The following is a 21288-nucleotide window of genomic DNA, read 5'->3' on the forward strand; positions in this document are numbered from 1 at the left end:
TATGAAAAAAATTGCACTCGTTGATGATCATGCCCTGCTTAGAAGTGGCCTTGCCAGTGTTATAAACAGCTTTGGAGATTATAAGGTAATTTTTGAAGCAGACAATGGCAGGCAGTTTATAGAAAGCATAAAGACAAAAGGAAAACCAGATGTTGTATTGCTTGATATAAATATGCCAGAAATGGATGGTTTTGCAACTGCTAACTGGATAAAAAACAATGCCCCTGACATAAAAGTTCTTGTGCTCTCTATGCTTGATAATGATACTGCTATTATCAAGATGCTGCAAAGCGGTGCTAAAGGCTATATACTTAAAGACAGCAAACCTGATATATTACGCAATGCATTACGTGATGTTAGTGAAAAAGGCTTTTTCTTTAACGACCTGGTGAGCAATAAGCTCATGCATATGATAAGTAAAGGAGACCAGGATAAAAAAGATCATATTCTTTTAAGCGATAAAGAAATAGAATTTCTTAAATGGTGTTGTACCGAAAAATCTTACAAAGAAATTGCTGATGCCATGAATATTCCTACAAGAGCTGTAGAATCTCTGCGCAGCAATCTGTTTGAAAAACTTGAAACACTTTCACGCGTAGGGCTGGTTATGTATGCCATAAGAAACGGCATTATTACAGTTTAGTTTTTCATTTTAATAAAATATATTTTTCACCGGCATTCAATCGCTGTGGCATCGCCTGTTGTGTCACTCACTTGTACGTTCGGGAGAACAGGCAACAGGCAAAGAGTTTTATATTGTTACTTGTTCACTGTTCATTCATATTCATCTGCACAAGTGTGCGACGCAACGGAAGTTTAATTGATGATATGCTGCATGGCTCATAAAATATTACTGCATGATTTTGTGCGTAGCCAATCCGTAAATAAGCACAATGCCAAACACTATATATATGATACCTGCGATGCGGTTAATAATATGAATATTGTGCGGGTTTAGTTTTTCGCGTATTTTTCCTGCCAGCATTACTTTAAGTGTATCTGCAAATAAATTCAGCAGCAGGCATACAGAAAATGCAACAAGTATATACTCATCCGGATGATCTTGTTTTTCTGAACCAGACAACACCGCTGTAGAAGCACCAATCCAGAAAAGTAATACACCGGGGTTTAAGAGGTTCATAAAATAACCCGAAAGAAAAACACCAATAACATCCCGTTTACGCATTACACTTAATTTTATTTTTCCATCATCTGCAGCTACACTAACCTTTTTAAAAAAAATTGTGTAAATACCCATAAACATCAAAAATATACTGCCTATAGCTCCAATGATCAATTCGTGCGTCATAGCAGATTGAAATAAATTGGTGAAGAGATTGCAGATAAGCACCAATGTAATGTCGCTTGCAGAAACGCCGGCAATAAAAGCAAAGCCACCTTTATGCCCGTTTGTTAGACTTTGCTTGATGATAGAAAAAATTACCGGCCCTACGGAAATGCTCAACAAAAGCCCCAACGCAAAACCTTTTGCCAGTGCAGCAATCATCAACAAAGATATTAGTGTTATAAATCAGGAATGCTAAACGAAAATAAGCGCTTTATATGAATAAAATAAACAATACACTGTTAACTGCACGCAATTATTTTTCTAAAAAATTAAACAAAATCAATATTCCAAAGTCTGTTACTGAAATGGTCTTTTTCAATTGAGTAAGAGATTTTGTGTGTATAAATTTTAATAACAGACGAACTTTATTTTCGGTAACTTGTATTATAATTTAGTACCAACGTATCTAAACCCATTATGAAAATTATCTAACTAAACAACCTTAATTTTATGGAGCACCATTTACCCAATCCGCCTGCATACCTAAATAAGGTACACACTTTGAATCAGGCAATATTTTATTGTTACAATGCATCTTCCCAAAGGGTTCCTGTAGGAATGATTTATGATTTCACATTTAAAGATGATAAGACATTGTCGTTCTCAACAAACTATTTTCCTGTAACTGAAATGAACTGGAATTCATTTGCCGCTGAATTACATTTCTACAAAAAGAATGTGCCGGGAAGTTTTGTTTTGCATGGAATAGCTTTTATAGATAATAATCTATCAGGCGCGGTATCGTTCTATATTAACAAAGCAGTATATGCAGATGAGCCTGCCCCTGTTTTAGAAAAAAGTTTATTCTCGGCACTGTTTAAACCGTACTTAACTTTTTATCGCAAGAGTTCTGAGCTGTTGCTGCATCCTTTCAAAAGGAAAACAACAACAGGTGTTTTTCAATAATGTCTGCAACAACTGATCGTTTACCAAAGAGCCTGGGGTTATCGTTTTTCAAATAACCACCAGGCTTTTTTTCTGGGCTTTATCTTATAGTTTGCTTCTATGTATTTTGAAATGTGCTGCATGGCATCATCTATATTATCTGTAAACAATACCAGTTTCATATCTTCAGGGGAAATGGTACCCTGATCGCTCATAAAATTTATCTGATCAATCAATGTTTTATAGAAAGCTGTTCCATAAACCACAATCGGAAATTGTGTAATTGTTTTTGTTTGCACCAGCGTTAATATTTCATAGAACTCATCCATTGTTCCAAAACCACCGGGCATAATTATAAATGCATAAGAATATTTTGCCAGCAAAACTTTACGCACAAAAAAGTGATCAAATGTTACAGAGCCTGTTAAATAGGGATTCTCTTTTTGTTCATGAGGCAAAACAATATTGCAGCCTATGGATGCACCGCCACTTTCAAATGCACCGCGATTTGCTGCTTCCATTATACCAGGCCCCCCACCCGTCATAGTTGTAAAACCAAGACCAGCTATGCGTTTGCCAAACTCTCTAGCTGCATGGTAGTAAGCATCTTCTTCTTTAAAACGTGCAGAACCAAAAACAGTAATACATGGTCCTACAAAGTGCAATGTTCGAAAGCCTTTTATAAATTGTTTAAAAACCTGGAAAGCAAATTTCAATTCGTAGGTTCTGCTTTTGGGTCCATCCAGGTACACCTGTTCATGCGCCGGAATAATTCTTTGAGCCATAGTTTATAAATAAAGAATAAATATCAATAAAAGCTTTGTTATACAAATACAATTTTTTGTGACCGGCGATAATGCTTATGGCATCAACTGTTGTGTCACTCACTTGTGCGTTCGCAATAAAAAGTGAACAAGTTTACCAATTCACTGGTTGAAAATTTTAGCAGTTATTTAAATACAAAGAACTCTAAATGCAGAAACTTTTCAACAGGTACAAGTGTGCGACGCAAGGGACGATAATATTTGTTCTGCAGTTGGGCTCATAATAAACCTTCGTTGCAACCATGTAAATATTTATATATTGCGCAACCAATTATTTTTAAATGCGCATTATCTCTTACAATGTAAACGGCATACGAGCCGCGATAAAAAAGGGTTTTATTGAATGGTTGCGAACAGATGTGGCAGACATTATTTGTATACAGGAAACAAAGGCCATGAAGAGTGATGTTGATTGTAAAATTATTGAAGACCTTGGCTTTGATACCTACTGGTTCTCCGCTGATAAAAAAGGCTATAGTGGTGTGGCTGTATTTACAAAAATTCATCCAGATAATGTACAGTTTGGAAATGGCATTATGCAAAGTGACGCCGAAGGAAGAGTAATACGACTCGACTTTGGTGATCTAACATTGGTGAATGCGTATTTTCCATCGGGCACGAGTGGTGATGAAAGGCAGGTTTACAAATATAAATGGCTGGATGAGTTCCGTGAATATCTTGAAGTGTTGAAAAAGACAAGACACAAACTTATTATTACAGGCGATTACAATATTGCACATGCAGCCATAGATATTCATGATCCAAAGGGTAATAAAAATTCATCCGGCTTTTTACCGGAAGAACGGGCATGGATGGATAAATTTTTAGCGCATGGTTATATAGATACATTTCGTGCTTTACATCCGGCAGAAGCGCACAAGTATTCATGGTGGAGTCAACGATTTCCTACAGTACGTTTGAATAATAAAGGCTGGAGAATAGATTATATAAGTGTCACAGAAAATTTAAGATCAGAACTTATTGCGGCAGATATTTACCCGGATGCAAAACACAGTGACCACTGTCCTGTATATCTTGAAATAAACAATTGATTGTATGATCATCTATAATGTAACTACACATGTAAATCACACTATTCATGAAGCATGGCTTACATGGATGAAACAAATACATATACCCGAAGTAATGCAAACCAAATGCTTTATAAAATTTCAAATGATACGTATGCTGGAGGTTGATGAAACAGAAGGGGCAACTTACGCAGTACAGTATTATGCAGAAAGTAAAGCAGATTATAACAGGTATATAGAATTATATGCACCTGCATTCCGGCAATCGATCCTGGAAAAATGGGGAAATAAAATAATTGCTTTCCGCTCTTTGATGGATGTTGTGCATTAATTGTGGATAGTTTAAGAATATAATTTTCTCTATTCAAAAAGAATGATATATTTCTCCAAAACCCGCTACAGCACTGTATTTTAAGAGAATGCCGCTGAAACCCTTTGCTGCAAAGGATTTCAACATTCAGCATGCTTTTTGATACATAATGCCATTTTACGTAAATCTGCTGAAACCCTTTACCCACCTGCATTTAACGTCGTCATAAAATTTTCATTAATCATCAAAAATAATTTTGTTGATTGCCAAAAGCGAATAAATTTGTTTCTGTTACTAATCAAAATAAAAATAACATTATGAACAAAGCTGAATTGGTTGCCAAACTCGCGGATGATGCTGGCATCACAAAAACACAGGCTAACTCTGCACTTGACTCTTTCGTTGAAGCTGTTACAAAAACTTTGAAAGGTGGTGGCAAGGTTACATTGGTAGGTTTTGGTACTTTCTCAGTATCCAAACGTGCTGCACGTACTGGCCGTAACCCGCAAACAGGCGCTGCTATAAAGATCAAAGCTAAAAAAGTAGCACGCTTTAAAGCCGGTAAAGAACTCAGTGCTAAATTGTAATTACGGTTCTTGCACTAAAAGTAAAAAGCAGAAGAAAAACATCTTCTGCTTTTTTATTTACAGCCGTTTAAAATGTTTTTTGCATTTTTGCAACGCTAATTTTTTAAACAATTAAAAATACAATCATGGGCAGAGGTGATAAAAAATCGAAAAAAGGAAAAATATTCAAAGGTTCATTTGGCAAAAGCCGTCCTGCAAAAGCAACAAAAGCAGTAAAGACAGACGACAAGAAAAAAGCGTAATGAATGTTTACAAGTTGATAGAGCTGATAGGTTGAATGGTGATGCTTTCAACTTATCAACTCATCAATATCTCAACCATCAGGGCGCAAGCCTTTCTATCTTCCATTTATTTTTTTCTATAAGAGTATAACGAATCCTATCATGCAGCCGGTTACTCCGACCCTGCCAGAACTCAATAATAACAGGCTTTATACGAAACCCACCCCAGTGTTCAGGTCTTGGTATCTCATCACCGAATTGCTTACTATACTTCGCTACATTTTCATCAAGCATTTCCCTGTTTTGTATAACAGAACTTTGCGGAGATGCCCATGCTCCGATTCTGCTGCCTGCGGGTCTTGAAAAAAAATATTCGTCGCTTTCCGGTCCACTCACTTTTTCTGCAATTCCTTCTATCCGGATTTGTCTTTCCAGTTCTTTCCAAAAAAAGTTAAGCGCTGCGTGCGGGTTTGCATCAAGTGCATGGCCTTTATTACTTTTATAGTTTGTATAGAACACAAAACCTCTTTCATCATAATCTTTAAGCAACACAATTCTGGCAGAAGGCTTTCCATCCGGTGTTGCTGTTGCAAGCGTCATTGCATTTACTTCGTCTATTTCACTTTTTACTGCATCTTCCCACCAGATTGTAAATTGCTCCATTGCACTTCCTGCAATGTTTGTCTCATCAAGCGTTTCAAGGCTGTAGTTTTTTCTTATATCTGCAATATCTCTGTTCATTTAGCTTAGTTTTTTGTGTACCATTCAACAAGAATGCTATTTAGCTTCTGTTGCGTCGCACTCTTGTGCTTTTTATTATTAATGCGGCAAAATTAATCATCATATCATTATTCGTACTTGATAATAATCTCAAATCAATCTGTTGAATAATGTTCTGAACGTACAAGTGAGTGACACAACCACAGTATAATAACACCAGTGAAGCCAGTTATAAAAAAATAAAAAAAGCCGTTAGTACTGTTACCAACGGCTTTTATAACTGCAGGAAAAATTTATTCTTTTACAGTTGTATTAATTGTTGGCCTGTCGTATTGCCATTCGCTTAAATTCAGCTTGCGTTGTTGCGGGTAAACCTCATCACAGGTATTACCATCATACAATCTTCCATTCTTCATTACATACTGAATACTGTTCGTGTTGCGGATATTTTCCAATGGGTTTTTGTCAAGAACGATCATATCTGCAAGCTTGCCTACTTCAATGCTGCCAAGATCTTTATCAAGCCCCAATCCTTCTGCACCAAGTATGGTAGCGCATTTCAATGCATCTATAGTACGCATGCCACCACTTTGTAGCGCCCACAATTCCCAATGGTAACCAAGCCCCTGAAACTCGCCGTGACTGCCTACGCCAACCATACCCCCTGCGTCTACAAGCGCTTTCATATTCTTTGCATGTTTAGGAAATACCTGCTCTTCATCCATACTCCATCCTGCATTTGCATAAGGGAATGAACCACCCACTCTTCTTGTTTTTGAAGCAAGTTCTTCATAAGCAAAAAAGTGCTGCACTTTTGGATCATGATAAGGCACTTCTCTTGTCCAGAAATAATTTTCGCCAAATGGCCCACCATAAGAGACAAGCAATGTTGGTGTAACGATCATGTGTGCCTGCGAGATGGCTTTCCACACATCACTATACAAAGGATAAATTGGTAAGGCATGCTCATGACCAGGATAACCATCAAGCATGTTGGTCATGTTCAATTTAAAATCAAGGCCGCCTTCTGTTGTAGGCATCAGTTGCTGGTGACGCGCTGCAGTAATGATCCACTCACGTTGCTTACGGTTACCGGTTAGATACATTTTTATATACTTTGTGTGAAAGTATTTGCTGTATTGCTCCAGTATATCTTCTGCCTGCGATGAATCTTTTACATTATAAAACCAATAACCCACACCGGGACCTGTTGAATAAATTCTTGGACCGGTCATCATGCCTGCATCAACCATATCACCATAAGTTAATACATCAGTGGTTGATGTTTGCGGATCTCTTGTGGTGGTAACCCCATAAGCAAGATTGGTTGCATACATCCAAATCTGGTTTTTATGTATGCCCCAGTTTGGCCACATGTGAGAGTGTGGGTCAACAAAGCCTGGTATGATTGTTTTACCAGAGACATCCATGATCTTAGCACCGGACGGTGCTGATATTGAGCCACTTTTTCCAACTGCTTTTATCCGGTTGTTCTCGACAAGGATGTCACCATTTTCAATTACCTCATCGCCCTTCATAGTTACAATGCGTGCATTCTTAAACAAGATAGTTCCCTGTGGTATATCTTTTTTAAAGAACACTTTTACATCCACTTCCTGCGCTTTATATTTCGGCTCTTCCTTTTTTTCATTTTTCTTTATCGTAGTGTCCTTGGCTTTTATCGAATCCTGGATCTTCTTTAATGAATCAGCTGCTTTCTTAAGCGAGGAGTCTGCATTTAATCTTGCAATTGAATCCGCAGCTTTTTTATCTTCAGCTTTCTTTGCCTCTTTAAGACTGTCATCGAAGAATTGTGCTTTTTCCACATCATAAGAAAAATGGGTGCTACCCAAACTCCAGTGCACTGTTTTGCCATCTGCCTGCCAGAAGGGAAATTCACCACCAATATCCGTAAGCTTGCGTGCAGGAAATTCTGCATTATCTGCAGATGCTACGGATATTTCATCTGTTTTACCTGTTTTAGGAATGGTTACAACATAAATATTATTGTTGATCTGAGCAATTGCCCAAACACCTGTTGGCGACATAGTGATCCATGAAGCAGCAGCAGGTAAGTTCAATTCCTTTGCACTTTCATCCTCAACATCAGGCAGAATACATTGCATTTTAGATGGGTCTGGCCTGCCCATTTTTGAAGGGATGCTTCCATAAGACGTGATACCAGTGATATGTGCAACTCTTTTTTCATCAGTTCCCTCCCAGTTTATAGAAATAAGATTTCCGTTTCCATCATTCAGGTATATCCTTGAATCCTCTCCTTTTATAAAATGCGGATTATACTTACCTAAAGTGTTATATATTTTTGTGATCTCTCCCCCACCCGGTGCTATCCAGCAAAGTTCATCTTCACTGCCATCGTAGCCGGGACCATAGGCATCTTTGTATGCTCTTGTTTTACTGCGGATAAAAACGATCTTATCACCTTTCAGTGTGAAAATAAGATTTTGATACAGTCCGGTTTCATTGGTAAGTTTTTGTAATGTTGTCCCTTTCGTTCCTACCGTAGCTTTGTAAATATTCCCACCATCTGCATTCCATGTAGTAAATACGATTGCAGAGCCATCAGGGCTCCATGCGGGTTCTGCTTCTGTAAAATCATTATTGGTTACCCGTTTGGGAACACCAGCGGGATAGTCCATTACATACAAACGATTTAGTACAGTAAAAGCAAGACGTTTACCATCCGGTGATGGTGTTGCATCTCTAATCTGTGTTGATTGTTGGTATGCAGTATCTGATACAGGATATTTGAATTCAAGTTTCGGACCCAGTTCCAGTTCAACATTCGCAGTAAATGGAATTTCTGTTGGTACAGTACCGTCAATTGGTATTTTATAAAAACGTCCGCCATAAGAAGCAATCAACGCTTTACTGTCGGGCGTAAAACACATGGCAGGTAATACACCAAGTGGTGCTATGGATTCCTGCTCATCGCGTTGCACAGGATAAGCAAGCCATTTTTCATCACCTGATTTCAGGTCGCGTATCACAAGTCCTGTCTTGTCTTCATAACGGCTTCCATACACCAGCCATTTGCCATCTTTAGAAAGCACCGGTGTAAACCCTGAACCATATCGTGATGTAATAGTATTCACCGTTCCTTTTTCCCTGTCATACACTCCAATCTCATACTGCGGAAGCAAGGCATTATATTTCCACGCACCATTCCTGGTAGAGAAATAAATATACCGTCCGTCAGGACTCACTGCAGGGTCAATCGTTTTCAAAGTAGAGGGCTCTGCAATCAGTTGAATACCGCTGCCGCTTTTCATGTGCGCCATATATAATTTTATATTGCGTCGCCCTTTGCTAAAAACAATGTATTGCCCATCGGGCGTCCAGCATGCATCAGGAAAGTATTGGTTCTGGTCGCTGGTAACCTGCACAGTATCCTGCTTTGCCATATCTATGTACCATACATTATCCGCCCCGCTTCTGTCTGAGATGAATAATAATTTCTTGCCATCAGGACTATAGCGCGGATGCACATCATACGCCAGGCCTTTTGTAATAGCAGTTGCTTTACCACCGGTAATGGGCATGGTATAAATATCGCCCATCAGGTCAAATGCAATACTGCTGCCATCAGGACTAACATCCAGACTCATCCACGAACCTTCATTGGTTGAGTAGCTGATCTTGCGAACGGGCTTCAGCGGAAGACTTTTAAATTCCGAATATTTTGTCGTGTCTTTTTTGGTGGAATCTGCAGTATTATGATCTTTTGGACTAAAAGGAAAATAACCTGCTTCCGTTTGTGCACTAAACAATAAGAATAACCCTGCTAAAATAGCAGAGCCGGTTAAGAATTTATGCATTGCAGAAAGTTTTAGAGTTGGAAAGTATAGAATAGAAACCGAATACAGAAATACTGTGCAGGAAATTATATGAATGGGGTTGACAGTAAGAGAAAGTTTTTATGAGCCCGGCTTTTGGTTATAATGGCAACGGTTGTTGCGTCGCACTCTTGTACATTTAGATTACTATATTAGCAAACAAAAGCGACTATGCTACCTGATCCATTCTTTATACTTCAATTTGGATTTACGTTTACAATTCTGCTTATAATGATATTGAAAATAATAATTCCTTCAAAGAAAACAATCATAAACAAATGGTATTTAATAGCCAATTGGGTTGTATTCCTCTTCTTCATATATCTTTCAATCGCTAACATCATTTACTTTATAAAAGAACTTTCTGAATTTAACACAGAAAAAGAGGTGTATACCTTTTATTACACAAGACTAAATTTTTTTTCTCCTTATGGTTGGTCGCATTATCCCGCAATCTTCTTACCATTTATTTTATGTTTACTTTTTCTAAAAAAGAAAGTGAGGGCTTCTCTTCTGTGGAGTTTGGCAGTGATAATATTTTTCAATCTTGAGAACATAGTAATTTTTATTACAGGATTTTACAGGGATTATCTTTCTTCATCGTGGAGTGTATTCTATACGAAAACCTGGCAGTATAGCTACATACAAGCTTTCCTTATCTTTACTCTTGCAGTCCTAATAGTTATATTAGCTGATAAAATAATTATCAAAAAATATTTTGCATGAAAAGAGCAATAAGTGCTTTCATAACTATCATCTCCTGTATAAAATCAGTCGCTCAAATTCCCACCAACGGTCTCGATGTTCAGCATTATCAGTTCACCATACAACTTAACGACAGTAATAATCTCATAAAAGGAACAGCAGTTATTACAACAAAATTTACAAAAGCCGTAGATAAAGTTGTTTTCGATCTCGTTCAGAAAAAAAAAGATGGTAAAGGAATGACAGTTACTACTGTTACAAAAAAAGATCAGGAAATATCTTTCACACAGGATGCACAACACATCATCATCAACGAATCTGCAAACACAACAGATCAAAATATTTATACCATTACTTATGAAGGCATTCCTGCTGATGGTTTGATTATTGGTGTTAACAAATACAATCACCGCACTTTCTTTTCAGATAACTGGCCAAACCGTGCACGTAACTGGTTGCCGTGTAATGACCACCCATCTGATAAAGCGTCGGTAGAGTTTATTGTAACAGCACCGGATCATTATCAAATTATTTCAAACGGTATACAAACAGAAGAGAGCAACTTACCCGGTCATTTAAAACTTACACACTATAAAGAAGATATGCTGTTACCAACAAAAGTAATGGTAATAGGTGCGGCAGACTTTGCCGTAAATTATGCAGGCAGTGTTGATTGCATTCCTGTGTACAGTTGGGTATATCCTGAAGACAAGGATACAGGATTCCTGGCTTATGCAGCGGCAAAAAATATTTTGCCCTGGTTTGAAAAACATATTGCTCCCTACCCGTATAAAAAATTAGCCAATGTGCAATCAAAGACCGTTTTTGGTGGCATGGAAAATGCCAGTGCTATTTTCTATTTTGAAAATTCAGTTACAGATAAAGGACTGGAAGGTTTACTTGTTCATGAAATTACACACCAGTGGTTTGGCGATAATGCGACAGAAAAAGACTGGAGTCATTTATGGCTTAGTGAAGGCTTTGCAACCTATATGACGCATTTATACCATGAAGAAAAATATGGTGAAGACAGTTTCAACAACAGGTTGAAAGCAGACAGGGAAAAAGTAATCGCATTTTCTAAAACACGTAATACACCTGTATCAGACACTTCTGCTTCAAACAATCTTATGCAATTGCTCAATGCAAACAGTTATCAAAAAGGAGGTTGGATATTGCATATGCTGCGCAGAAAAGTTGGCGACAGTTTGTTCTGGCAAAGCATAAGAGCTTACTATGATATTTACAAAGGCAGCAATGCCAACACTAATGATCTGCGTAAAGTGTTCGAAGATGTAAGCAAGCAAGATCTTAAAGATTTTTTTCAGGAGTGGATCTACACGTCAGGGCAGCCTGAACTTGACATAAAGTGGAGTTACAATAAAAAGAAAAAAGAGATCACACTTATTATTGAACAGCAGCAGAAACATTTCTTTACATTTTCACTGGATATAACAATTAATAAATCTGTTTTGAAAACAATAGATATAAAAGATAAGACCACAACCATATCATTTACCTGCGATGCAGAGCCAAATTTAATAGAGTTGGATCCAAAAGTGAATTTATTATTTAACGCCGCATTGCATAAAGGAAAATAGTTGCTGGTTACAAAGCTTATAATTATTTTCATTCTTGTTGCAAAATGACCAGAACGATGAAGTGCTTGCGACGCAACAGGCGATGCTATAAAATGCCGCAGCCGGTACTAAAATAAAATTTGCGGCATTCACTGAGACGAAAACAAAATAACAAATACCCAAGTAAATGCTATAGCCGATATCAAAAAAAAAACAATAACCCTTTATGCTCGTTAAAACATTTGGCAGCGCTGTTTATGGAGTAGAAGCAATAACTATTACTGTAGAAGTAAATGTGCTTGCCGGTGATCTGAAATATTTTATTGTGGGCCTGCCTGATAATGCTGTAAAGGAAAGTTTACAAAGAATTGAAAGCGCTATTAAAGATAATTATCTTACCTGGCCCCGTACCAAACTTGTAGTAAATCTTGCACCTGCAGATATCAAGAAAAGTGGTTCTGCATTTGATCTCCCTATAGCAATTGGTGTGCTTGGGGCAACGGGGCAAATTGAAGAACCCGAGCGTTTGGCAGACTATGTAATGATGGGTGAATTAAGTTTAGATGGAACCATTCAGCCTATAAAAGGCGCATTGCCCATTGCGATACAGGCACGCAAAGAAGGTTTTAAAGGATTGATCGTTCCAATACAGAATGTACGTGAAGCAGGTCTCGTAAATAACTTGGAAGTATATGGTGTTTCTCACATGAAAGACGTGGTGCAGTTTTTCAAAGATCGAACCTCATTAAAGCCTGTTGAAGTAAATACCAGGGAAGAATTCTTTGAATCGCAGTACGAATTTGAACTTGACTTTAATGATGTAAAAGGGCAGGAGAATATTAAACGCGCCATGGAAATTGCTGCGGCGGGTGGGCACAATGCGATATTGATTGGCCCACCGGGCGCAGGCAAAACAATGCTTGCAAAAAGATTGCCTACGATATTACCTCCATTGAGTTTATTGGAAGCATTGGAAACAACAAAGATCCATAGCGTGGCGGGTAAGCTACCGGAGAATAGTTCATTAGTAAGCAAACGACCTTTTCGTTCACCACATCATACGATCAGCGATGTAGCCCTGGTAGGTGGTGGAGGTGTACCACAACCGGGCGAGATATCACTGGCACATAATGGCGTTTTGTTTTTGGATGAATTACCGGAGTTTAAAAGAACAGTGCTGGAAGTAATGCGCCAGCCTATGGAAGAAAGGAAGGTTACTATTTCAAGAGCAAAAGTGGCACTTGATTTTCCGGCCAATTTTATGCTTATAGCCTCTATGAATCCATGCCCCTGCGGCTTTTATAATCACCCCGAAAAAGAGTGTACCTGCCCGCCCGGTGCAGTACAGAAATACCTGAATAAGATTTCAGGCCCTTTGCTGGACCGTATTGACCTGCATGTTGAAGTTACGCCTGTTGCTTTCAGCGAACTTAGTAATCATAACAGCAAAGGAGAATTGTCCTCAGCAATTCGTACACGTGTTATAAAAGCAAGAGAAGTGCAGTCAGAGCGATACAAGAATAATCCGGGTATGTACGCCAACGCACAAATGAGCAGTAAACAACTTCGCGAAATATGTGTGATTAACCAGGCAGGAGAATTGCTGCTAAAGAAAGCTATGGAGCGCCTGAATCTTTCGGCCCGTGCTTATGACCGTATTTTAAAGGTAAGTCGAACCATTGCAGATCTTGCTGGGAGTGCCGATATAAAAGCAGAACACCTGGCAGAAGCCATACAATACAGGAGCCTTGACAGGGAAGGCTGGGCAGGTTAGGATTATTTTTTTGTACCAGGCAGCATTTCAATTATTAAGCTTTTGTTGCGTCGCACTCTTTAGCTTCAGGTAATACTTTTCGGCAAATTCAATTTTAATTTTCATGGTTATTTTTTAATCTGGGTTTGAAGTTTATATAATTAATGTTCAATACATTTGCTTTATACAGGTTATTAACACCTGTGCATATCTCCAATCTCCGTTGAAACGCCGTAACCGTACCCAAAATCCAGGTTTTCAAAACAATGCTTATGAACAAAACTTCTACTCTTATTTCACGGAAGTTTACTTTTTACATAATAGCGGGTAAAGTAATATTTACCTTATTATTTTTATTTTGCTTTTTGCTTTCATTTTCTTTTCAGCCTGCAAAGGCGGGAGAATTGGATTCGGCGAATAATAAAAAGCCTGTTATTGTAAATGATCTTGAGCAATGTAATATACCCCAATCAATGGTAATGCGTATAAAACATTTGTCACCGGTTCAAATAAAAGATCTTAACGAAGAATACCAGCATACAGATCTTACAGAGGAGGGAGAAGAGATTGTAACCATTGTAAAATTGCGCTTTATTGATAACCATATAACCGGGTACATAAAAGAGGTATTAATGAGTAATTCAGAAAAACCAAAAAGCCTTAGTTATATAGATATACCAATTGAATGGATGTGCATACCACCAAAGCAGGATCACCCATTTCATTTTTCATCAGACATTTCGGAACTCGACAGCATCAAGGAGGAGAATGGTTGTCTTGACTGGGTTCAAAGAGATAATGAGGTTATGATAAAATTTGCAGAAGGGAAAAAAGCAAAGAAAAAAAGCAAATTTTTTAACTAATAATACCCTAAAGAAAAATAGTAAGCCTGTTTTTAGACCTTGTACCAATTTTTGAAAACTTTTAATTTTACAGTCAAATCCAATACCAATAAATATCATTGAAATGGCGCTGATTGATGCGCCCTTTTCAGTTATTAACTACACTGAAAAGAGGAAGTAAAAATATAAAGACATTTATTGAATACTCACGAGGTATAATAGTTAAGCTTTATAATGCATGTTAACTGCGATGCGGGGTCTCATCCTAACAAACGTCAGCAAATTCTTTTAAAATTTCCTGGTAAAGCTGTGTAGTATCTTCATGCAAAGAGTGTTTCTTTGCAGCTCAAAGTATAAGGCGTACAAGTGAGTGACACAACGAAGCTCAGCAGATGTACAAAAGCCTGCTATCAAAATCTTACTATTATTAAAACCTACACTTTATTATGAGTTACATTGCCGACATTCATGCCCGCCAGATTCTGGATAGCCGTGGCAACCCAACAGTAGAAGTTGATGTGTTAACAGAAAACGGGCAACTTGGCCGTGCTGCTGTACCTAGCGGGGCATCTACAGGTATTCATGAAGCTGTAGAGTTGCGTGATAATGACAAGTCTGTATATGTTGGCAAAGGCGTATTAAAGGCTGTTGCGAATGTAAATGATATTATAGCGGATCAACTGATTGGTTGGAGCATAAATGACCAGGCGGGTATTGATGCTAAACTGATTGAAATTGATGGTACTGAGAATAAAAGCAAGCTTGGTGCAAATGCTACATTAGCAGTTTCTATGGCAGTTGCCAAAGCTGCTGCGATTGAGAGTAACCTGCCTTTATACCGATATCTTGGTGGTGTAAACGCTACTGTATTACCCATGCCTTTGATGAATATACTTAATGGCGGTGTGCATGCAGATAATAAAATTGACTACCAGGAATATATGATCGTACCGGTAGGTGCTGAAACTTTTAGTGAAGGTTTGCGTTGGGGTGTTGAGATTTTTCACCAGTTAAAAAACGTTTTAAAGAGAAAAGGCTACAGCACAAATGTTGGTGATGAAGGTGGCTTTGCTCCAGACATTCAAAGCAATGAAGAAGCTATTGAAACTGTATTGCTGGCTATTGAAGCTGCCGGGTATAAAGTTGGTTCACAGATTGGTATTGCACTTGATGCTGCCAGCAGTGAAATGTTTAAAGATGGCAAATACAAATTTTATAAAAGCAATGGTCGTGAAATAAGCAGTGACGAAATGGTGGCTTACTGGACTGAATGGGTAAATAAATATCCTATTGTTTCTATTGAAGACGGCATGGCTGAAGAAGATTGGGATGGGTGGAAAAAATTAACAGATGCAATTGGTAACCGTGTTCAGTTGGTAGGTGATGATCTTTTTGTAACCAATACAAAAATTTTAAAACGTGGTATAGATACAGGTACTGCCAACAGTATACTGATCAAAGTAAACCAGATCGGTACTATTACAGAAACTATCAATGCTGTGCAAATGGCGCAGAATGCAGGTTATACAACCATTATGAGCCACCGCAGCGGTGAAACAGAAGATACTACTATTGCCGATCTTGCCGTAGCACTGAATTGCGGACAAATCAAAACCGGCTCTGCAAGCCGTACAGACCGTATGGCTAAATACAACCAGTTGATCCGCATTGAAGAAGCATTGGGAGCGAATGGTATATATCCCAAAGGGAAAATTAAATTCAGCAAGTAATAATTAACTATTCAAACCTAATAAAAATCGTTGGTGATTTTGTAGTTTTACAAAAGCCAACGATTTTTTTATGCTTATATCTTCAAGTATCATTTCAATAGTTAAGAATAAATATTTAATTGCCATTTCTGCATTTACAGTTATTGTGCTTTTTTTTGATCATAATAATCTCTTTGAACAGATCGATCGCAAACAGGAATTAAAGGAATTGCAAGCCAAAAAACAATACTATCAGGATGAGATTGAAAAGACTAAAAAAGAACTTGCCGACCTAAGCAATAACCCCGCGGCCATAGAAAAATATGCAAGAGAACATTACCAGATGAAAAGAGATAACGAAGATGTTTTTATGGTTGAAAATACTAATGACTCATTAAAAAAGTAACTCTTAATACAATATTAAAAACCTCGCAACGTTTTAATAAGCAACCAACTCCTGTGAAGAATCATATAAGCATGGCGGCTTATATCATTTATTCATAATTAAACAGCCATTGTATGGTAAATTCTACTATTGAAGAGTTGGTACTTTATATGTATAACGAATCTAACCACAACCGCAACAAAGAAATCGAGAAAGAATTAGAGGAGAACTGGGTATTAAGAGAAAAGTATAATGTAATTAAAGAATCTGCTGAGAGACTTGGCGGAATGAAATTACACTCTCCAAGAAAGCAAACAATTGAGAGTATTATGAAGTACGCAAACGATAAATTGAACATTCCCTCGCGTTAATATCGTTTGATTTTTAATATGCCCGAAAGGTGCTATTAAACCTTTGATAATGCCGAACGCTTGCTTTAAGTTATACACCTAATAATGCATAAGATTCTCCACGTATTCGTGTAATCTTGATTTCCCAAGAAATTTTTTTTCGAGTTCCTGATTAAAAGGAACAGGTGTGTCCAAAGATGCACAACGTTGTATTGGTGCATCCAGTAATTCAAAACAATGTTCACTTATCCATGCACTTATTTCCCCACCTATTCCACCGATAAGCGTGTCTTCGTGTAAAAGCAAAACTTTACCGGTAGCTGCAACTGCATTTTTTATAGCGCTATAATCCAGCGGCAATAATGTTCTGAGATCAAGTATATGAATTGAAATATAGGGATGTTGATTTGCATACTCAATTGCCCAATGAACACCACTGCCATAAGTAATAATAGTAATATCCTTCCCTTCCTGTACAATTTTTGCTTTGCCGATTTCAATTTCATAATAAGTTTCAGGCACAGGCCCTGCTATGCTTCTATATAAAACCTTATGCTCAAAATACATAACCGGATTAGGATCGTTGATTGCAGCGATCAACAACCCTTTTGCATCTTCAGGAGTAGACGGATAAACGATTTTTAATCCCGGAACATGCATAAACCATGCTTCATTACTTTGCGAATGAAACGGACCTGCACCAACACCTGCACCTGTTGGCATGCGTACTACCACATCTGCAGACTGACCCCACCGGTAATGTATCTTTGCCAAATTATTTACGATCTGATTAAACCCCACACTTACAAAATCTGCAAACTGCATCTCCACTACACTCTTATAGCCTTCTAATGAAAGTCCAAGACCAGCGCCAAGAATTACACTCTCGCAAATAGGTGTATTACGAACTCTTGCCTTCCCAAATGTTTTTACAAAGCCATCTGTTACTTTAAAAGCCCCACCATATTCTGCAATATCCTGACCCATTAAAACAAGATTGTCATATTGCTCCATTGATTGATATAATGCTTCAGTAATTGCGTCTACAAATCGCTTATCAGGGATATCATTTTCTTTTACATCATCAATATATATTACCTCATATTTGGATCTTTTTATCTCGGGTTTTGGCGCATAAATATCTTTAAGTTCTGTTGCGGCATCAGCCTGAACCAGAGAGACATTGAACGCAATTTTTAATTCCTCTTCAATTGTTTCTTTAAGCAATTCTTTTATTGAATCCATTGTTGTATTGTCAATAATTTCTTCAGCAAGCAGATAATGCTCATAATTGCTAACGGGATCTTTGTGTGCCCATTCATCAAATAATTCCTGTGGTACATATTTGGTGCCACTTGCTTCTTCATGGCCACGCATACGAAAAGTCATGCATTCAATAAGATAAGGCTTTTGTTCACGTATGCAGTATTCACGTACACCTTTGATTGTATCATATACCGTGAGAATATTATTGCCGTCTATTTGTACACCTTCCATACCATAGCCTCGTGCACGATCAACTAGGTTTTCACAGCGGTATTGCTCATGTGTGGGCGTACTTAATCCATAACCATTATTTTCAATAATAAATATTACCGGCAAATCCCAAACAGCAGCTACATTCAGGGCTTCATGAAAATCACCTTCACTGGTCCCACCCTCTCCTGTAAATGCAAGTGATACTTTATTTTCCTCTTTCAATTTGTAGGCTAATGCAACTCCATCAGCAATCGCAAGCTGCGGACCAAGATGAGAGATCATACCACAGATACAATGTTCCCGTGAACCAAAATGAAAGCTTCTCTCCCGGCCTTTACTATATCCATCTTTATTACCCTGCCATTGCATAAATAATTTATGCAGGGGCATGTTACGGGTTGTAAATACCCCAAGGTTACGATGCAAGGGCATTATCCACTCATCTTCCTCTAACGCAGCAGTAGCGCCGACAGCTATAGCTTCCTGGCCAATACCACTAAACCATTTACTGATCTTTCCCTGTCTCAGTAATACAAGCATCTTTTCTTCAATCAGTCTTGGTAATAATAATTTTTTATAAAGTGCAACAAGTTCGTTGTCAGGCAAATTTTTTCTGTCGAAATACATGGCAGCAATCCATTTTATGTAGTTACGAAGTTAGGGGATATTGTACGTGTAATGCAGCATAACAAATGTATAAAAGCAGCTTATTTTGAACCAACACAACTTAACAAATACAAGGAATATTATTAAACAAACCGCCACTCTAATGGCATCACCTCTTGCGTCGCACTCTTGTACATTTGAATTATAAGCGGCATTTAAATAAGACAACTACTAAATCAATAACTTTTCCTCTGACGCTTTTTATTGCTTAGTACAAGAGTGCGACGCAACAGACCATGCAATGGAAAACCACAGCCGGAAACTTAAATTTTCTGCCTAAAAGCTGTGTTAACAATAATTATTGATTTTGCAGACGAATTAATATTTAACTTCGCTTTTCACTTCTCAAAAAAAACTTGTATGGGCAATTTAGGTTTCCAGGAAATACTCCTGATCGCTGTAGTAATCCTCGTTCTTTTCGGTGGCCGTAAGATTCCTGAATTTATGAGGGGTTTAGGTAAAGGTATACGCGAATTTAATGATGCCAAGAGCAATGTGCAGAAAGAACTGGAAGAGGGCATGAATGAAAAAGATAAAGCTCCTGCTAAAACTACTACCACTCAACAGTAATTTTCCCTGTTTTAAAATCAGATAAGCCTTTGTTTAGTTTCACTTCTATCAAAGACTATCAAACTTGTTTGCTTAACGGCCAGACATCGTGTGTTGAGGCCGTTTCTTTTTATTTAGCGCAAATAAGAACCAATAGTCACCTGAATGCTTTTCTCGAAGTTTATAACGACGAAGCTTTGAAACGTGCTGCAGAGCTGGATGCTTTTTCTGCCTCTGGTCATACTCCCGGCAAGTTGCATGGTGTTGTTGTAGCACTTAAAGATGTTATTTGCCATAAAGAACACAAAACTTCTGCAGGATCTAAAATTCTTGAAAACTATACGGCAATTTATAACGCTACTGCTGTAGAAAGATTATTAGCAGCAGGAGCTATAATTATCGGTCGCAATAACTGTGATGAATTTGCAATGGGCAGCAGTAACGAAAACTCTGCTTTTGGGGCGGTGTTAAATGCAAAGGATAGTAGCAGGGTCCCGGGTGGTTCTTCCGGTGGTTCTGCTGTAGCCGTTCAGGCAGGTCTTTGTATGGTAAGTCTTGGCAGCGATACAGGCGGCTCTGTAAGGCAACCTGCAGATTTTTGCGGTATTGTAGGTCTAAAGCCTGGCTATGGCAAAGTTTCAAGATACGGGCTAATTGCCTATGCTTCTTCTTTTGACCAGATTGGCATTTTTGCAAATTCTGTTGAAGATGCTGCTTTAACGCTTGAAGCAATTGCAGGTCCTGATGAATTTGACAGCACCATAAGCAATGAGCCCGTACCTTATTATTCCGGCTCTTTTAAAGACGAAAACAGGAAATATAAGATAGCCTATTTCAATGAAGCATTAGAGCACCCGAGCCTTGATAAGGAAATAGCTACATCTGTTCAGTCATTTATGGTAAAGTTACAAGCTGAAGGGCATACCATTGAACCCGTACACTTTGATTTATTGGATTATATAGTGCCAGCTTATTATATACTCACAACTGCTGAAGCTTCCAGCAACCTTTCCCGTTTTGATGGCATCAAATATGGGTATGCAGCCAAAGAAGACTTTTCTGATCTTACAGAATTTTATAAAAGAAGTCGAAGCTATGGTTTTGGCAAAGAGGTAAAAAGGCGCATAATGCTGGGCACTTTTGTGTTAAGCGCGGGTTATTATGATGCATACTTTACAAAAGCCCAGCAGGTAAGAAAAATACTTGCAAACAAAACAAACGAAATATTTAATAAATACGATGTGTTAGTAAGTCCTACAGTTCCTGCTCCTGCTTTTAAGCTGGGAGAAAAAAGTAAAGACCCTATTGAAATGTTCCTGGCCGACATTTACACAGTTTTTGCTAATTTGGCAGGTATTCCGGGCATATCGTTACCTTTATTTTCTCATAGTTCTGGCATGCCTTTTGGCCTTCAGGTAATGGCTGCCCGTGAAAACGAATTAACATTGCTACAGGCTTCGAAAGTGTTTATGCAACTTAAATAAAAA

20 protein-coding genes are annotated in these 21288 nt (G+C 38.1%); 15 read left to right on the forward strand and 5 right to left on the reverse strand.

The window, feature by feature from the left end:
* Nucleotide 1: 1 nt before the first annotated feature.
* Nucleotides 2-643: a response regulator transcription factor gene (locus FRZ67_RS09895; protein ID WP_147189393.1), complete on the forward strand. Its 642-nt coding sequence runs from the start codon at nt 2-4 to the stop codon at nt 641-643.
* Nucleotides 644-850: 207 nt separating this feature from the next.
* Here the strand turns inward: FRZ67_RS09895 and FRZ67_RS09900 are convergent, their stop codons facing one another.
* Nucleotides 851-1507, reverse strand: a complete 657-nt coding sequence (locus FRZ67_RS09900) for a LysE family translocator (RefSeq protein WP_225975570.1) — start codon at nt 1505-1507, stop codon at nt 851-853.
* A 291-nt stretch (nt 1508-1798) separates the two neighbouring features.
* Here FRZ67_RS09900 and FRZ67_RS09905 point away from each other — a divergent pair, with 291 nt between their 5' ends.
* Nucleotides 1799-2254 (forward strand): hypothetical protein, encoded by a 456-nt coding sequence (locus tag FRZ67_RS09905; RefSeq protein ID WP_147189394.1) that lies wholly within the window; start codon nt 1799-1801, stop codon nt 2252-2254.
* A gap of 38 nt (nt 2255-2292) precedes the next feature.
* On the opposite strand, the gene FRZ67_RS09910 is transcribed toward FRZ67_RS09905, so the two are convergent.
* A complete protein-coding gene (locus FRZ67_RS09910; RefSeq protein WP_147189395.1) occupies nt 2293-3018 on the reverse strand; it encodes an LOG family protein in 726 nt (241 codons plus the stop codon).
* Between the two features lie 320 nt (nt 3019-3338).
* Here FRZ67_RS09910 and FRZ67_RS09915 point away from each other — a divergent pair, with 320 nt between their 5' ends.
* From FRZ67_RS09915 to FRZ67_RS09930, 4 genes are all read left to right on the forward strand, one after another.
* Nucleotides 3339-4109 carry an exodeoxyribonuclease III gene (locus FRZ67_RS09915; protein ID WP_147189396.1) on the forward strand — a complete coding sequence of 257 codons (771 nt, stop codon included), beginning with the start codon at nt 3339-3341 and terminating at the stop codon, nt 4107-4109.
* 4 nt (nt 4110-4113) lie between these two features.
* The gene (locus FRZ67_RS09920; RefSeq protein ID WP_147189397.1) at nt 4114-4419 is read left to right on the forward strand and encodes a DUF4286 family protein; all 306 of its coding nucleotides are present in this window, start codon (nt 4114-4116) and stop codon (nt 4417-4419) included.
* Nucleotides 4420-4715: 296 nt separating this feature from the next.
* Nucleotides 4716-4985, forward strand: a complete 270-nt coding sequence (locus tag FRZ67_RS09925) for an HU family DNA-binding protein (RefSeq protein WP_147189398.1) — start codon at nt 4716-4718, stop codon at nt 4983-4985.
* 125 nt (nt 4986-5110) lie between these two features.
* Nucleotides 5111-5227, forward strand: a complete 117-nt coding sequence (locus FRZ67_RS09930; RefSeq protein WP_147189399.1) for a 30S ribosomal protein THX — start codon at nt 5111-5113, stop codon at nt 5225-5227.
* 78 nt (nt 5228-5305) lie between these two features.
* On the opposite strand, the gene pdxH is transcribed toward FRZ67_RS09930, so the two are convergent.
* Both pdxH and FRZ67_RS09940 read right to left on the reverse strand, forming a co-directional pair.
* A complete protein-coding gene (gene pdxH, locus FRZ67_RS09935; RefSeq protein ID WP_147189400.1) occupies nt 5306-5947 on the reverse strand; it encodes a pyridoxamine 5'-phosphate oxidase in 642 nt (213 codons plus the stop codon).
* Between the two features lie 272 nt (nt 5948-6219).
* Nucleotides 6220-9765 carry an amidohydrolase family protein gene (locus FRZ67_RS09940; protein WP_147189401.1) on the reverse strand — a complete coding sequence of 1182 codons (3546 nt, stop codon included), beginning with the start codon at nt 9763-9765 and terminating at the stop codon, nt 6220-6222.
* Nucleotides 9766-9954: 189 nt separating this feature from the next.
* Here FRZ67_RS09940 and FRZ67_RS09945 point away from each other — a divergent pair, with 189 nt between their 5' ends.
* From FRZ67_RS09945 to FRZ67_RS09975, 7 genes are all read left to right on the forward strand, one after another.
* On the forward strand, nt 9955-10509 hold the full coding sequence (locus FRZ67_RS09945; RefSeq protein ID WP_147189402.1) for a hypothetical protein: 555 nt from the start codon (nt 9955-9957) through the stop codon (nt 10507-10509).
* Nucleotides 10506-12089: a M1 family metallopeptidase gene (locus tag FRZ67_RS09950; RefSeq protein WP_147189403.1), complete on the forward strand. Its 1584-nt coding sequence runs from the start codon at nt 10506-10508 to the stop codon at nt 12087-12089. Before FRZ67_RS09945 ends, FRZ67_RS09950 begins: the two co-directional genes overlap by 4 nt.
* A 205-nt stretch (nt 12090-12294) precedes the next feature.
* Entirely contained in the window at nt 12295-13842 is a 1548-nt protein-coding gene (locus FRZ67_RS09955; RefSeq protein ID WP_147189404.1) for a YifB family Mg chelatase-like AAA ATPase, read from the forward strand.
* A 251-nt stretch (nt 13843-14093) separates the two neighbouring features.
* Nucleotides 14094-14684 (forward strand): hypothetical protein, encoded by a 591-nt coding sequence (locus tag FRZ67_RS09960; protein WP_147189405.1) that lies wholly within the window; start codon nt 14094-14096, stop codon nt 14682-14684.
* Nucleotides 14685-15109: 425 nt separating this feature from the next.
* Nucleotides 15110-16393 (forward strand): phosphopyruvate hydratase, encoded by a 1284-nt coding sequence (gene eno, locus FRZ67_RS09965; protein WP_147189406.1) that lies wholly within the window; start codon nt 15110-15112, stop codon nt 16391-16393.
* Between the two features lie 70 nt (nt 16394-16463).
* A complete protein-coding gene (locus FRZ67_RS09970) occupies nt 16464-16778 on the forward strand; it encodes an FtsB family cell division protein (RefSeq protein WP_147189407.1) in 315 nt (104 codons plus the stop codon).
* A 113-nt stretch (nt 16779-16891) separates the two neighbouring features.
* A complete protein-coding gene (locus FRZ67_RS09975; RefSeq protein ID WP_147189408.1) occupies nt 16892-17128 on the forward strand; it encodes a hypothetical protein in 237 nt (78 codons plus the stop codon).
* Between the two features lie 78 nt (nt 17129-17206).
* On the opposite strand, the gene FRZ67_RS09980 is transcribed toward FRZ67_RS09975, so the two are convergent.
* The gene (locus tag FRZ67_RS09980; RefSeq protein ID WP_147189409.1) at nt 17207-19213 is read right to left on the reverse strand and encodes an alpha-ketoacid dehydrogenase subunit alpha/beta; all 2007 of its coding nucleotides are present in this window, start codon (nt 19211-19213) and stop codon (nt 17207-17209) included.
* 399 nt (nt 19214-19612) lie between these two features.
* Here FRZ67_RS09980 and FRZ67_RS09985 point away from each other — a divergent pair, with 399 nt between their 5' ends.
* Together FRZ67_RS09985 and gatA are read left to right on the forward strand one after the other, a co-directional pair.
* Entirely contained in the window at nt 19613-19822 is a 210-nt protein-coding gene (locus tag FRZ67_RS09985) for a Sec-independent protein translocase subunit TatA/TatB (RefSeq protein ID WP_147189410.1), read from the forward strand.
* Nucleotides 19823-19851: 29 nt separating this feature from the next.
* Nucleotides 19852-21285 (forward strand): Asp-tRNA(Asn)/Glu-tRNA(Gln) amidotransferase subunit GatA, encoded by a 1434-nt coding sequence (gene gatA / locus FRZ67_RS09990; protein WP_147189411.1) that lies wholly within the window; start codon nt 19852-19854, stop codon nt 21283-21285.
* Nucleotides 21286-21288 lie beyond the last annotated feature (3 nt).

The sequence above is a fragment of the Panacibacter ginsenosidivorans genome, assembly GCF_007971225.1.
GTDB classification, from domain to species: Bacteria; Bacteroidota; Bacteroidia; order Chitinophagales; family Chitinophagaceae; genus Panacibacter; species Panacibacter ginsenosidivorans.

What these genes read in the sequence shown, in the direction of transcription:
- FRZ67_RS09895 (WP_147189393.1), top strand. Translation starts at nt 2, where the DNA reads ATGAAAAAAATTGCACTCGTTGATGATCATGCCCTGCTTAGAAGTGGC.
- FRZ67_RS09900 (WP_225975570.1), bottom strand. Translation starts at nt 1,507, where the DNA reads ATGATTGCTGCACTGGCAAAAGGTTTTGCGTTGGGGCTTTTGTTGAGC.
- FRZ67_RS09905 (WP_147189394.1), top strand. Translation starts at nt 1,799, where the DNA reads ATGGAGCACCATTTACCCAATCCGCCTGCATACCTAAATAAGGTACAC.
- FRZ67_RS09910 (WP_147189395.1), bottom strand. Translation starts at nt 3,018, where the DNA reads ATGGCTCAAAGAATTATTCCGGCGCATGAACAGGTGTACCTGGATGGA.
- FRZ67_RS09915 (WP_147189396.1), top strand. Translation starts at nt 3,339, where the DNA reads ATGCGCATTATCTCTTACAATGTAAACGGCATACGAGCCGCGATAAAA.
- FRZ67_RS09920 (WP_147189397.1), top strand. Translation starts at nt 4,114, where the DNA reads ATGATCATCTATAATGTAACTACACATGTAAATCACACTATTCATGAA.
- FRZ67_RS09925 (WP_147189398.1), top strand. Translation starts at nt 4,716, where the DNA reads ATGAACAAAGCTGAATTGGTTGCCAAACTCGCGGATGATGCTGGCATC.
- FRZ67_RS09930 (WP_147189399.1), top strand. Translation starts at nt 5,111, where the DNA reads ATGGGCAGAGGTGATAAAAAATCGAAAAAAGGAAAAATATTCAAAGGT.
- pdxH (WP_147189400.1), bottom strand. Translation starts at nt 5,947, where the DNA reads ATGAACAGAGATATTGCAGATATAAGAAAAAACTACAGCCTTGAAACG.
- FRZ67_RS09940 (WP_147189401.1), bottom strand. Translation starts at nt 9,765, where the DNA reads ATGCATAAATTCTTAACCGGCTCTGCTATTTTAGCAGGGTTATTCTTA.
- FRZ67_RS09945 (WP_147189402.1), top strand. Translation starts at nt 9,955, where the DNA reads ATGCTACCTGATCCATTCTTTATACTTCAATTTGGATTTACGTTTACA.
- FRZ67_RS09950 (WP_147189403.1), top strand. Translation starts at nt 10,506, where the DNA reads ATGAAAAGAGCAATAAGTGCTTTCATAACTATCATCTCCTGTATAAAA.
- FRZ67_RS09955 (WP_147189404.1), top strand. Translation starts at nt 12,295, where the DNA reads ATGCTCGTTAAAACATTTGGCAGCGCTGTTTATGGAGTAGAAGCAATA.
- FRZ67_RS09960 (WP_147189405.1), top strand. Translation starts at nt 14,094, where the DNA reads ATGAACAAAACTTCTACTCTTATTTCACGGAAGTTTACTTTTTACATA.
- eno (WP_147189406.1), top strand. Translation starts at nt 15,110, where the DNA reads ATGAGTTACATTGCCGACATTCATGCCCGCCAGATTCTGGATAGCCGT.
- FRZ67_RS09970 (WP_147189407.1), top strand. Translation starts at nt 16,464, where the DNA reads ATGCTTATATCTTCAAGTATCATTTCAATAGTTAAGAATAAATATTTA.
- FRZ67_RS09975 (WP_147189408.1), top strand. Translation starts at nt 16,892, where the DNA reads ATGGTAAATTCTACTATTGAAGAGTTGGTACTTTATATGTATAACGAA.
- FRZ67_RS09980 (WP_147189409.1), bottom strand. Translation starts at nt 19,213, where the DNA reads ATGTATTTCGACAGAAAAAATTTGCCTGACAACGAACTTGTTGCACTT.
- FRZ67_RS09985 (WP_147189410.1), top strand. Translation starts at nt 19,613, where the DNA reads ATGGGCAATTTAGGTTTCCAGGAAATACTCCTGATCGCTGTAGTAATC.